The organism is Rhizobium sp. BR 317 (assembly GCF_047445835.1).
Lineage (GTDB): Bacteria > Pseudomonadota > Alphaproteobacteria > Rhizobiales > Rhizobiaceae > Rhizobium > Rhizobium paranaense.
Genome location: NZ_JARWLB010000007.1, coordinates 273,026 through 285,346 on the forward strand (window position 1 = coordinate 273,026; position 12,321 = coordinate 285,346).

Sequence of the window (12,321 nt, forward strand, 5' to 3'; positions counted from 1 at the left end):
CCCTTCACATTAGCTTTGGCAGAAGGCGCAATAGAAAGAAGAGCGCCCCGCCTGGACGATGCGGGCGACCGTACCGCCGCAGCCGGGCGTCCTGCAAGGCTCCGCCTCGCGATCGTAGACGGAAAAGGAATGCTGGAAATAGCCGAGCGAGCCATCCGTCTGGATATGATCGCGCAATGACGAACCGCCGGCGGCTATGGCATCGGCGATGACCTCGCGGATTGCGACGACCAGCTGAAGCAATTGCTCTTTCGGCTGGCCGGCTTCGGTCACCAATGTCCCGGCGGCGCGCTGCGGCGACAGATGCGAACGCCATAACGCCTCGCACACATATATATTGCCGAGCCCGGCGATATTCTTCTGGTCGAGCAATGCGCTTTTCAGCGGCTGCGCCTTGCCCGAGAAACGTTCGGCCAGATAGTCGGCGCTCAATTCATTGCCGGTCGGCTCCGGGCCGAGATCGCGGAAGGAAGGATGACTCGCAAGATCCGCGCGCCGGACGATGTCCATGAAGCCGAAACGGCGGGGATCGTTGTAAATGACGCGCGCAGGGCCGTTGGCGCCCTTTAAATGGAAGATGACATGATCATGCTTCTCGTCTTTCGAGCGCGGATGATGGAAGTCACCCGGCGTATCGGCAATCGCTCCATTCTCGATGCGAAACGAGCCGGACATGCCGAGATGCGATACGATCGTCATGCCATCATCGAGATCGATCAGCAGATATTTCGCGCGGCGCGACAGCGACGTGATGCCGCGGCCGGACGCGAGGCGCGAAAACTCGGGCGGAAAGGGAAAGCGAAGATCGTTGCGCCGCAGCTCCAGTTCGGCGAGCAGCGCACCTTCCATCGAAGGCGCAAGCCCGCGCCTGACGGTTTCGACCTCTGGTAATTCCGGCATTGCTATCCATCTTTATGTTTCAACCGCTTATGATCTGAGCTATAGCCCAAAGCATTGCGGCTGGTGACCTGGCTCAGGAGATAGCGTGGCAAACGCGATTTCGCTATGGTCCGCCACGAATTTATGTAACGGAGTTGAGCTGATGGCAGAAAGCCGCACCTCCGCCGATGGCGGCATGGAAACATCCTATGGCTTCCGCGAAGTGGCCGATKGCGAGAAGCAAGGTCTCGTCAACGAGGTGTTCCACAAGGTCGCCAAACGCTACGACATCATGAACGACGTCATGTCCATGGGCCTGCACCGGGCCTGGAAGGATGCGATGATCGCCGCGCTCAATCCGCGCAAGGACCCTGCCTATAAGGTCCTCGACGTTGCCGGCGGTACGGGCGACATCGCCTTCCGCATCGTCGAGGCCTCGAACCGGCTGGCGCACGCCACCGTGCTCGATATCAACGGCTCGATGCTGGGTGTGGGCGCAGAGCGCGCTGCGAAGAAGAAGCTTACCGACAACCTCACCTTCGTCGAAGCCAACGCCGAGGAACTGCCCTTCGAGCCGAACTCCTTCGACGCCTATACGATCGCTTTCGGCATCCGCAACGTGCCGCGTATCGATGTGGCATTGAAGGAAGCCTACCGCGTGCTGAAGCGCGGCGGCCGGCTGCTGGTGCTGGAATTTTCCGAAGTCGACCTGCCGCTGCTCGACCGCGTCTACGATGCCTGGTCCTTCAACGCCATTCCACAGTTCGGCAAGGCAATCACCGGCGATGCCGAACCCTATCAGTACCTGGTGGAATCGATCCGCAAATTTCCGAACCAGCAGGATTTCGCGACGATGATCCGCGAGGCAGACTTTTCGCGCGTGAGCTTTACCAACTATACCGGCGGCATCGCCGCCCTGCACTCCGGCTGGAAGCTCTGACGCATGATACCGAAAAATGTGACGCGGTTTTCGGCTGGCATCCAGCGAGACATTGAGACCCGATGAGTGCTTTCACCGCATATTTCGGCCTCATCAGGGTCGGCTGGGTGATGGTGCGCGAAGGCGTGGTCATCGCGCTTCCGTCCGAGGGACTGCCGCCCTCCGTCAGCCTTGCGAAATCCTTCGTCAGCATTTTTGCCCGCAAGCGTGCCAAGACCCAGGCGCGCAGCGATCGTTTGGCCAAGGCGGTCGAGCGTCTCGGACCTTCCTATGTGAAGATCGGCCAGTTCCTGGCGACGCGACCCGATGTCGTCGGCGTCGACATGGCCAACGACCTTTCGCAATTGCAGGACCGCATGGCTTTCTTTCCGAATGCGGCGGCAAAGGCTGCAATCGAGGGTTCGCTCGGTCGCCCGCTCGACGATCTCTACGTAAGCTTTGACGAACCGATTGCCGCCGCGTCGATTGCGCAGGTGCATCCAGCGGAAGTGCAGACCGCGCAAGGCCGCAAGCGCGTTGCCGTCAAGGTCGTCCGGCCGGGCGTCCGCCAGCGCTTCGTCAACGATATCAAGGCGATGTATCTTGTTGCCGGTCTGCAGGAACGCTTCATGCCGTCGAGCCGCCGCTTGCGGCCTGTTGAAGTGACGCGGACACTGGAGCAGACGACCAAGGTCGAGATGGATCTGCGGCTCGAGGCGGCGGCTCTTTCCGAGATCGCCGAAAACACCGAGAAAGATCCAGGCTTCCGCGTCCCCAAGGTCGATTGGGAACGCACCGGCCGCGACGTCATCACCATGGAGTGGATCGACGGCGTCAAGATGTCCGATGTCGAGGGGCTGAAGGCCGCCGGCCACGATCTCAACCTGCTCGCCGACACGCTGATCCAGTCCTTCCTGCGACATACGCTACGCGACGGCTTCTTCCACGCCGACATGCATCCCGGCAATCTCTTCGTCGATGCCGAAGGGGAGATCGTCGCCGTCGACATGGGCATCGTCGGGCGCCTCGGCAAAAAGGAACGCCGCTTCCTGGCCGAAATTCTCTATGGCTTCATCACCCGCGACTATGTCCGTGTCGCCGAGGTGCATTTCGAGGCCGGCTACGTGCCGGCGCATCACAACACAGAGAGTTTCGCGCAGGCGATCCGCGCCATCGGCGAACCGATCCACGGCCAGCCGGCCGAAACGATCTCCATGGGCAAACTGCTGACACTGCTCTTCGAAGTGACCGAGCTTTTCGATATGGAGACGCGGCCGGAACTGGTGATGCTGCAGAAGACCATGGTCGTGGTCGAGGGCGTGTCGCGCATGCTCAATCCGCGCTTCAACATGTGGAAGGCGTCGGAACCCGTCGTCGGCGACTGGATTCGCACCAATCTCGGACCCAAGCGTATCGTAACCGACCTGAAGGACGGTTTGAAAGCGGCCGTGAAACTTGCCGAAGCCGTCCCCGAAATCGCGGCCAAGACCGAGAAATTCCACCACGAACTCCTCGCCATGAGCGAAAACGGTCTGCGCTTCGATCCGCAGACGGCGGAGGCGATCGGCAAGGCCGAGGCGAAGCACAGCCGTTCCGGACGCCTGGCGCTTTGGATCATCGCGCTCGTGCTGATTTATATTGCATGGCTTTTGAGCTGACCTGCTCCCGTGGCCGCGCCGTTGCGGCCAGGGCACTCGTATGCGCTATGTCGCGGTAGCCCCTTGGGCGATTTCAGTCGACGATGAACAACTTAACGCCTGTCTTCGTCGATGACCGGTGCGCGGCGTCGCCGAAATCGGACACTTGATAGCTCATCCCCTGCGTGAGGATCGATACCCGCCCATCCTTCAACTCGGAGATCAATTCGCCTTCGAGCACGTAGATAATGTGGCCTCGATCGCACCAATGATCGGCCACATAGCCGGGCGTATATTCAACAATTCGAACACGGATGTCGCCGATATTCAATGTCCGCCAGAGCGCATAGCCGCTTTCGCCTGTATGCTTGGTCGGCGAAATCTCATCCCAATTCGTTACTGTAAAAGGTAGTTCAGGAATCTTCATCGCCGCGCTTTTCCGAGATTGAGCGGATCGTTCGGCATAGAAACGGCGGCGACGTCCATTCGTCAATCCTGCCGCATTGCAGGGTGATGCAGCAGCCTGCTTTGCATGTACTTCTGCTCGCGCGGTATGGCAGGTGTTCGACATTTGGGATATCCCATTATCAATTATGCTCGCATAACCTCACGGGAAAGGAGAACCGCAAAGATGGAGCGTCAGAAGGCCGGCATCGAACTCACCGGGCAACCCCTGGGGTTCAGCGATCTGGTGCGGATCGGCGCTGGCGTCGTGATCCCCTCGGCATCGGAAAGCGGCCTGGTGCGCGTGCGCGCGGCGCGCGAAGTTCTCGAAAGCACGATCGAATCCGGCATGCCCGTCTATGGCTCGACCACCGGCGTTGGAGCGATGAAGGATGTGGAGTGGTCGCCGGAAGACCTCGACACCTTCAATCTTGGCCTGGTACGCGCCCATCATTTCGGCACCGGGGCACCCTTTTCCTTGTCCGTCGTGCGCAATGCCATGGCGATCCGGGTCAATACCGCGCTTACCGGCCGGGTCGGCTGCTCGCCGGAACTGATCGACGCCTATCTCCAGCTTCTGCATGCGGATGTCATTCCCGTCGTCCGCCGCACCGGCTCGATCGGCTGCGCCGATATTGGCCTGATGGGGCAGATCGGCGCGGTGCTGACCGGGGTCGGCGAAGCGGTCTATCACGGCCGGCGCATGCAGGCGGCGGATGCCTTTGCCGCGGCAGGCATCAAGCCGGTGAGGATGCTGCCGCGCGACAGCCTGGCGTCGCTCAGCGTCAACGCCGTCAGTTTCGCGGCGGCCGCCGAAACGACCCGCAATGCCGCCTCCTCGATCCGCGTATTGCTCGCGACCGGCATGATGGCGGCCGGCGCGCTCGGTGCCTCGCGTGATCCCTGGCACGCGGTACGACACGTCGGCACGGCGCGCGAAGCCCTGATCGGTGCATGGCTTTGCAAAGCCTCCGACGAATGGCCATGGCCCGTCGCGACACATGTGCAGGACCCCTTAAGCTTACGCATGATCGGCCAGGTCTTCGGCGCGGTGATCGAAAATCTTCTGGCCGCCGGTCATAAGATCCTGGCGGCGACGGGCCGCTCCGACGACAATCCCGTCATCGTCGACGGTCGCGTCATGACATCGGGTGGTTCCCTGCCACTCGACGTGACCATCTTGCTCGAGGCTGCGGTCATCTGCATGGCGCATGCGGCGCGCAATGCCTTCAATCGTTGCGTCCTGCTCGGCAATGGCCAACGGCGCGGCCTGCCGGTCAATCTGGTGCCCGAAGGCAAGATCGCCACCGGCTTCGGCCCGATCATCAAGCTTGCCGGCGAGATCTTTTCGCGGGTGCTGTCCATGTCCAATCCGGTCTCGGCGCAGTMACTGGTGGTTGCCGCCGGCATGGAGGATGAAGCCGCCTTCTTGCCGCTGGTGATCGAACGTTTCGAGCGGCAGATGCGGGCGCTGAAGCGTCTTGCGGCACTGGAAGCCCTGCTCTCGGCGCAGGCGATCGACATTCTCGGCGACACGCCGGAAGGTGTGGCGCGCATGCTCTACGACGTCGTGCGCAAACATGCGGACTTCTATGTCGTCGACCGACCGTTATCGGCCGAAGTTGAAGCGATCGAAGAGGAACTGGCCTCAGAAGCCTTCGTGTCCGAGATGATCGCCCATGCGCCGATCCTCGCCTATGATGACTTCTTCGCCCTCGGCTCGCTGGAGCGAGTGGAAGAGCGGCTCTATCACGACACTGTCGCGATCTGATCAACCGGTGAACGGGGAGACTGGATATGGCTGATTTCGATCTCGTTCTGCAGGGCACCGTGGTTCTTCCCGAACGCATCGTGGAAGAGGGTTATGTTGCCGTGCGCGATGGCAAGATCGCAGAGATCGGCATCGGCACCCCACCCGCAGCGCGCKAACGGCATCTGCTCGGCAAAGCAATGATCCTGCCCGGCGCGATCGATGCGCAGGTCCATTCGCTCTCCCAGAAAGACCAGGAGGATTTCATCTGGTCGACGCGCTCGGCAGCCGCCGGCGGCGTTACCACCATAGTCGACATGCCCTATGACGAGGGCAATCTGGTCTGCTCGGCAGCGGCGGTGAAAAAGAAGATCGATCGTGCCGCGCCGCAAGCCCGCGTAGACTTTGCGCTTTACGGCACGGTCGACCCGGAGGAAGGGCCTGCACGCATCCGCGAAATGGTCGAGGCCGGCGTCGCCGCCTTCAAATTCTCCACATTCGGCACGGACCCGAAGCGCTTCCCGCGCATTCCGCCGGCCCTGCTCGACGCCTGCTTCGCGGCGATCGCACCGACGGGGCTGACGGCCGGTGTGCACAATGAGGATGATGAAGCCGTCCGCACCTATATGGAGCAGGTGAAGGCGAGCGGTATCAGCGACTATCGCGCACACGGCCTGTCACGACCGCCGATCACCGAACTGCTTGCCATGCATACGATCTTCGAGACGGGCGCGGACACCGGCTGCCCGGCGCATGTGGTGCATTGCTCGCTCGGCCGCGGCTACGATATTGCCCGCGCCTACCGCCGCGACGGCTTCGAGGCGACGGTGGAGTGCTGCATTCACTACCTGACGCTGGACGAGGAAAACGACGTGAAGCGCCTTGGCGGCAAGGCAAAGATCAATCCGCCGATCCGCCCGCGTGCCGAAGTGGAGACGCTGTGGCGCAAGGTGGCGGAAGGCAATGTCTGGCTTGTCTCGACCGACCATGTCAGTTGGTCGGAAAACCGCAAGACCAATCCGGACATGCTGGCAAACGCATCGGGTGTTCCGGGCCTCGAAGTCATGGTGCCGCTCTTCGTCAAGGGCGCGCTGGAGCGCGGCGTGCCGCTCACCTGGGCGGCGAAGCTGATGGCGGAAAATCCCGCAAGGCACTTCCGCCTCGACCATATCAAGGGGGCGCTAACCCCTGGCAAGGATGCCGATATCGTGGTGCTGGAACCGCGCGAAACCGTCTACGATGCTGCTTCGAGCGGCAACAATGTCGTCGGCTGGAGCCCCTATAACGGCATCCGCCTGCCTTGGACGGTATCCGCCACCTATCTTAGGGGCAAGCAGATTACTGACGGAAACAAAGTATTGGCCGAGCCGGGCAGCGGCAGATTTGTCCACCCGCTTCCTCGCCAGATTATCGCCGGAGAGACTGCCTGATGAACCAACCAAAACGCCACAACCTGCCTGTCAACGCCGATCGCATCGCCGAGGATATCGAGGCGCTGGCTGGCATCACGGAACCCGATCACCCCTGGACACGCCGCGCCTTCTCGCCGCTGTTTCTGAAAGGTCGCACTTACATTGAGGCGCGCATGAAGGCGGCGGGGCTCACGACGCGCATCGATGCCGCCGGCAATCTGATCGGCCGGCGCGCGGGCGCAAAATCCGGTCTCGGCACGATCCTCGTCGGATCGCATTCCGACACCGTACCCGATGGCGGCCGCTTCGACGGCATTGCCGGCACCATTGCTGCGCTCGAAGTTGCGCGCTCCCTTAAAGATCGCGATATCGAGCTGGATCATGATCTGGAGATCGTCGATTTCCTGGCCGAAGAGGTCAGCATCTTCGGCGTATCCTGCATCGGCAGCCGCGGCATGACCGGGCAGATCCCCGAGGCGTGGCTTTCCCGCGTGAGCGGTGACCGCACGCTTTCGCAGGGCATTGCAGAGGTCGGCGGCGACCCGTCGGTGCTGCTCGCCCAGAAGCGCCCGGATCTCGCAGGCTTCCTGGAACTGCATATCGAGCAGGGACCGGTGCTGGAGGCAGAGAACAAGGATATCGGCATCGTCACCGCGATCGCCGGCATCACGCGCATCGAGATCACCGTGGAAGGCCGCGCCGACCATGCCGGCACAACGCCGATGGACCGCCGCGCGGATGCGCTGGTGGCCGCCTCGCAGCTCGTGCTCGATATCCGGAGCCGAGCGGCCGAGCAGGCGAAGACGCCGGGCCATTTCGCCGCCACCGTGGGCGAATTCCGCATCGAGCCGAATGCCGCCAATGTCGTGCCGTCCAAGGTGGTGCTGCTGATCGACGGCCGCGCCGAAATCCGCAGCGACATGGAAGAGTTCCTGGCCTGGATCGACGCTGCAGTGCAACGGATAGCGGAAGCTTACGGAGTGACCATCAAGTCGCCGGTCCGTGTCTCCGATAATTTCCCGACGCCGGGCGCTCCGGTTCTGCTGGAAACGCTGGAGCGCGCCTGCGACACGGTCGGTGCTAAGCATCGCCGCATGGCCTCCGGCGCCGGCCACGACACGGCGTGGATCGCCAAGGTCGCACCGGCAGCGATGATCTTCGTGCCCTGCAAGGAAGGCCGAAGCCATTGCGCCGAGGAATGGGCCGAGAATGATGACATCGCCATGGGCGCGGCCGTTCTGTTCGAAGCGGTGCGCGACATGGACAGGAACCTCAAGCAAAACCGGGAGTAGCCAATGGGACGCGTACTCGTTGCCAAGGATGTGGAAGCGGCCGTCAAGGGTGGCTCCGTTTACGCTGCCGGCGGCGGCGGCTGGGCCGATCACGGCCGCATGCTCGGCTATGCGGCCGTCAACGTCGGCAAGCCGGAGCTGGTGTCGATCGACGAGCTCGACGACAACGACTGGATCGCAACGGCCGCCGCCATTGGCGCGCCTGCCTCCACGACCGCCTGGGAAATGCAGGGCATCGATTACGTGAAAGCCGTGCAACTGCTGCAGGACGAGCTTKGCGAAAAGCTTTCCGGCCTGATCATCGGCCAGAATGGTAAGTCCTCGACGCTGAACGGCTGGCTGCCATCGGCCATCCTCGGAACGAAGGTCGTGGACGCGGTCGGCGACATCCGCGCCCATCCGACGGGCGACATGGGCTCGATCGGCATGGCGGGTTCGCCCGAGCAGATGATCCAGACCGCGGTCGGCGGCAACCGCGCCGAGAACCGCTATATCGAGCTGGTCGTGAAGGGCGCGACGGCGAAGATTTCGCCGATCCTGCGCGCGGCCTCCGACCAGTCCGGCGGTTTCATCGCCTCCTGCCGCAACCCGCTGCGCGCCTCCTATGTCCGCACGCATGCGGCGCTGGGCGGCATCTCCATGGCGCTTTCGCTCGGCGAAGCGATCATCGAGGCAGAGAAGAAGGGCGGCAGCGCCGTCATAGACGCGATCTGCAAGACCACCGGCGGCCATATCCTGGCCGAAGGCACGATCACCAGGAAGGATGTCGTCTACACGAAGGAAGCCTTCGATATCGGCACCGTCACGGTCGGCAGCGGCGAGAAGGCCGTGGTCATGCATGTGATGAACGAATACATGGCGGTCGAAGATGCCGGCGGCAAGCGCCTTGCGACCTTCCCCTCCGTCATCACCACGCTGTCGCCGGAAGGCGAGCCCTTAAGCGTCGGTCACTTGCGCGAAGGCATGCACGTCTTCATCCTGCATGTGCCGATGGATATCATTCCGCTGTCTGCCAGCGTGCTCGATCCGACCGTCTATCCCTCTGTCGAAAAAGCCATGGGGATAGAGATCGCGAAATACGCTCTGGCCGGCAAGAAAGGCTGACAGCACCGGGAGAAGACAATGGCACGCGACGCAGGTCTTGAGGAATTGCTGAAAGAAGAAATCGGGCAACGGCCGGGCCTCAGCGAAAAAACGATGTTCGGGGGTTGGGCCCTTCTGCTCAACGGCAACTTGCTTTGCGGCGCCCGCGACGACGGCATGCTGATCCGCCTCGGCAAGGGCAATGATGCCTGGGCGCTGGAGCAGCGTGATATCAAACCCATGTTGTCAGGCGGCCGCGAAATGCAGGGATGGGTGCGCGCCGGGCCGGAAGCCTATGGCAACGACATGCTACGCAAGCGACTGCTTTTGGCCGCGCTGAATTTCGTTGAAGGCCTGCCGCCGAAATGAATGCCGAGGGGTGCCACCCTCTTCTCCTCATCGGGGAGGAGAAGGAAGACCACCAAACAAGAGGTAAGAGGACCATGCCGAAAGCCAATCCACGTCACCCGAAATTCCCCATTCCGGGCGGCCCGGAGCTGCGTGCCAAAGGCTGGCGGCAGGAGGCCCTGCTGCGCCTGCTCGAAAACGTGCTCTCGGTCGGCGAAGATCCAGACAATCTTGTCGTCTACGCAGCCCTCGGCAAGGCGGCCCGCAATTGGGCAGCACATAAGGGCATCGTGAAGGCGCTGACGGAAATGGATGAGAACCAGACGCTGCTCATTCAATCCGGCAAGCCGATCGGCCTCATCCGCACGCATGACAAGGCGCCGCTCGTCATCATGGCGAACTGCAATATCGTMGGGCAGTGGGCGAAGGCAGAAGTGTTCTACGAACTGCAGCGCAAGGGGCTGATCTGCTGGGGTGGGCTGACGGCCGGCGCCTGGCAATATATCGGCAGCCAGGGCGTGATCCAGGGCACCTACGAAATCTTCATGCGCATCGCCGAGCGCCGCTTCGGCGGCGATCTCTTCGGCCGCTTCGTTTTGACCGCCGGTCTCGGCGGAATGGGCGGCGCGCAGCCTCTCGCCGGCCGCATGGCGGGTGCCGCGATCCTCTGCGTCGACATCGATGCGGAGCGCGCCAGGAAACGCCAGGACATCGGCTATCTGCAGGAGATCGCGCCCGATCTCGATTCCGCGCTGGCGATGATCGACGCCGCGGTCAAGGAAAAGCGGGCGCTTTCCGTCGGCCTCGTCGGCAATGCGGCCGAGATCTACCCTGAGATCGCACGGCGCGGCATCGTGCCCGATATCGTCACCGATCAGACCTCCGCCMACGATCTCGTCTATGGCTATGTGCCAAAGGGCATGAGCCTGCAACAGGTTCGGGATTTGCGCGACGATGGCCAGGGCCAGCTCATGGCAGCCAGCCGCGCCTCCATCGTCGAGCATGTGAAGGCCATGCTGGACTTCCAGAAGAAGGGCTCCGAAGTCTTCGACAACGGCAACCTGATCCGCACCCAGGCGAAGGAAGGCGGCGTTGCCAACGCCTTCGATATCCCGATCTTCACCGAAGCCTATCTGCGGCCGCTCTTCTGCCGCGCCATCGGTCCATTCCGCTGGATGGCGCTTTCGGGCGAGGAAAGCGATATAGCCCGCATCGACGATCTGCTGCTGGAGATGTTCCCGGACAATAAGATCATCACCAACTGGATCCGCCTTGCCCGCCAGCATGTGCCCTTCGAAGGGCTGCCGGCGCGCATCGCTTGGCTTGGCCATGGCGAGCGCACAGCACTTGCCCGCCGCGTCAACGAGCTTGTGGCAAGCGGCGAGCTGAGGGGGCCGATCGCCTTTTCGCGCGACCATCTCGATGCCGGCGCCATGGCGCATCCGAATATCATGACCGAGCGCATGAAGGATGGCTCCGACGCCATCGCCGACTGGCCGCTGATCGACGCCATGATGCTCTGCTCATCCATGGCCGATCTCGTCGTCGTCCATTCCGGCGGCGGCGGCTATGCCGGCTATATGACGAGCTGTGGCGTCACCGTGGTCGCCGATGGCACGCCGGCGGCCGATGAACGGCTCGATCACGCGCTGACCAATGACACGGCGCTTGGTGTCATGCGCTATGCCGACGCCGGCTATGAGGAAGCGCTGGACGAAGTTGCGAAAAAGGATGTGCCCTATATCCGTCTCGGATAAGCACGTCTGTTATTTGCAGCTTTGAAAGACTATGGTCCCGGGCAATTCGAAACGACCTATTTTACATGCAATTCCGGACGGAAAGCGGCTCACGCATTTTTCCTGGAATTGCTTTGGAGAGTGCCCGTGATCCCCTGGACCTTGCTCGACACTGCGAAAATCCCCGGTGGCGGCGAGCTGCGCTTGAAGCAGCGCGGCCAGGAATTCTCCATCATGCTCGGCACCAACGAGCTGATGAACAGCCGCTTGAGCGGCTCGGAGCGGGCACTAGCCACGCTTTCCTACGAAAAGATCAAGGACCGGAAGGCGCCGCACATCCTGATCGGCGGCCTCGGCATGGGCTTTACCTTGCGGGCAGCCCTCGGTGAACTCGGTGCGGACGCCAAGGTCACGGTTGCGGAGCTGGTTCCGGCCGTCGTCACATGGGCACGCGGGCCGATGGCAATAGTCTTCAACGGCTGCCTCGACGACCCGCGCGTCGCCATCCACGAAGGCGATGTGCGTCCGCTCATCCGAGCCCGCAAGGCGACATACGACGCCATCCTGCTCGATGTCGACAACGGCCCGGATGGCATCACATCAGAAGCCAATGACGGTCTTTACGATTATMAGGGATTGAAGGCAGCACGCGATGCGCTGCGGCCCGGTGGCGTGCTCGCGGTCTGGTCTTCGGGACCTGACGATCGCTTCACACGGCGGCTGCGCGACAGCGGTTTTGCCGCCGAGGTGGTCAATACGCGCGCCAATGGCAAAAGCGGCGCCCGTCATGTCATCTGGTTGGCTACCAAAGGCTAGAACCC

General features: G+C 62.3%; 11 protein-coding genes. 9 read left to right on the top strand and 2 right to left on the bottom strand.

The window, feature by feature from the left end; genetic code table 11:
• Positions 1 to 9 precede the first annotated feature (9 nt).
• Positions 10 to 900, bottom strand: coding sequence for a bifunctional DNA-formamidopyrimidine glycosylase/DNA-(apurinic or apyrimidinic site) lyase (gene mutM / locus QD357_RS14090; RefSeq protein ID WP_107106786.1), 891 nt, complete (start codon positions 898 to 900; stop codon positions 10 to 12).
• A 142-nt stretch (positions 901 to 1,042) separates the two neighbouring features.
• On the opposite strand from mutM, the gene ubiE reads away from it, so the two are divergent.
• Both ubiE and ubiB read left to right on the top strand, forming a co-directional pair.
• On the top strand, positions 1,043 to 1,819 hold the full coding sequence (gene ubiE / locus QD357_RS14095; protein ID WP_414124446.1) for a bifunctional demethylmenaquinone methyltransferase/2-methoxy-6-polyprenyl-1,4-benzoquinol methylase UbiE: 777 nt from the start codon (positions 1,043 to 1,045) through the stop codon (positions 1,817 to 1,819).
• 62 nt (positions 1,820 to 1,881) lie between these two features.
• Positions 1,882 to 3,456: a 2-polyprenylphenol 6-hydroxylase gene (gene ubiB / locus QD357_RS14100; protein ID WP_107106784.1), complete on the top strand. Its 1,575-nt coding sequence runs from the start codon at positions 1,882 to 1,884 to the stop codon at positions 3,454 to 3,456.
• Positions 3,457 to 3,529: 73 nt separating this feature from the next.
• Here the strand turns inward: ubiB and QD357_RS14105 are convergent, their stop codons facing one another.
• The gene (locus QD357_RS14105; RefSeq protein ID WP_107106783.1) at positions 3,530 to 3,862 is read right to left on the bottom strand and encodes a DHCW motif cupin fold protein; all 333 of its coding nucleotides are present in this window, start codon (positions 3,860 to 3,862) and stop codon (positions 3,530 to 3,532) included.
• Positions 3,863 to 4,066: 204 nt separating this feature from the next.
• On the opposite strand from QD357_RS14105, the gene QD357_RS14110 reads away from it, so the two are divergent.
• The 7 genes from QD357_RS14110 to QD357_RS14140 all read left to right on the top strand — a co-directional run bounded on the left by QD357_RS14110 (position 4,067) and on the right by QD357_RS14140 (position 12,316).
• A complete protein-coding gene (locus QD357_RS14110; RefSeq protein WP_414124447.1) occupies positions 4,067 to 5,650 on the top strand; it encodes an aromatic amino acid lyase in 1,584 nt (527 codons plus the stop codon).
• A gap of 26 nt (positions 5,651 to 5,676) precedes the next feature.
• Positions 5,677 to 7,059, top strand: a complete 1,383-nt coding sequence (locus QD357_RS14115; RefSeq protein WP_414124448.1) for a dihydroorotase — start codon at positions 5,677 to 5,679, stop codon at positions 7,057 to 7,059.
• Positions 7,059 to 8,333 carry a Zn-dependent hydrolase gene (locus tag QD357_RS14120; protein ID WP_107106780.1) on the top strand — a complete coding sequence of 425 codons (1,275 nt, stop codon included), beginning with the start codon at positions 7,059 to 7,061 and terminating at the stop codon, positions 8,331 to 8,333. Before QD357_RS14115 ends, QD357_RS14120 begins: the two co-directional genes overlap by 1 nt.
• Positions 8,334 to 8,336: 3 nt before the next feature.
• Positions 8,337 to 9,437, top strand: coding sequence for a DUF917 domain-containing protein (locus tag QD357_RS14125; protein WP_414124449.1), 1,101 nt, complete (start codon positions 8,337 to 8,339; stop codon positions 9,435 to 9,437).
• Positions 9,438 to 9,455: 18 nt separating this feature from the next.
• Positions 9,456 to 9,785 (top strand): TfoX/Sxy family protein, encoded by a 330-nt coding sequence (locus QD357_RS14130; RefSeq protein ID WP_107106778.1) that lies wholly within the window; start codon positions 9,456 to 9,458, stop codon positions 9,783 to 9,785.
• Between the two features lie 74 nt (positions 9,786 to 9,859).
• The gene (locus QD357_RS14135; protein WP_414124450.1) at positions 9,860 to 11,521 is read left to right on the top strand and encodes a urocanate hydratase; all 1,662 of its coding nucleotides are present in this window, start codon (positions 9,860 to 9,862) and stop codon (positions 11,519 to 11,521) included.
• A 126-nt stretch (positions 11,522 to 11,647) separates the two neighbouring features.
• The gene (locus QD357_RS14140) at positions 11,648 to 12,316 is read left to right on the top strand and encodes a spermidine synthase (RefSeq protein ID WP_414124451.1); all 669 of its coding nucleotides are present in this window, start codon (positions 11,648 to 11,650) and stop codon (positions 12,314 to 12,316) included.
• Positions 12,317 to 12,321: the final 5 nt, after the last annotated feature.

Excerpts from the sequence above, each read along its gene's own strand:
- QD357_RS14130 (WP_107106778.1), top strand. The coding sequence starts at position 9,456 with ATGGCACGCGACGCAGGTCTTGAGGAATTGCTGAAAGAAGAAATCGGG.
- QD357_RS14105 (WP_107106783.1), bottom strand. The coding sequence starts at position 3,862 with ATGAAGATTCCTGAACTACCTTTTACAGTAACGAATTGGGATGAGATT.
- mutM (WP_107106786.1), bottom strand. The coding sequence starts at position 900 with ATGCCGGAATTACCAGAGGTCGAAACCGTCAGGCGCGGGCTTGCGCCT.
- QD357_RS14120 (WP_107106780.1), top strand. The coding sequence starts at position 7,059 with ATGAACCAACCAAAACGCCACAACCTGCCTGTCAACGCCGATCGCATC.
- ubiB (WP_107106784.1), top strand. The coding sequence starts at position 1,882 with ATGAGTGCTTTCACCGCATATTTCGGCCTCATCAGGGTCGGCTGGGTG.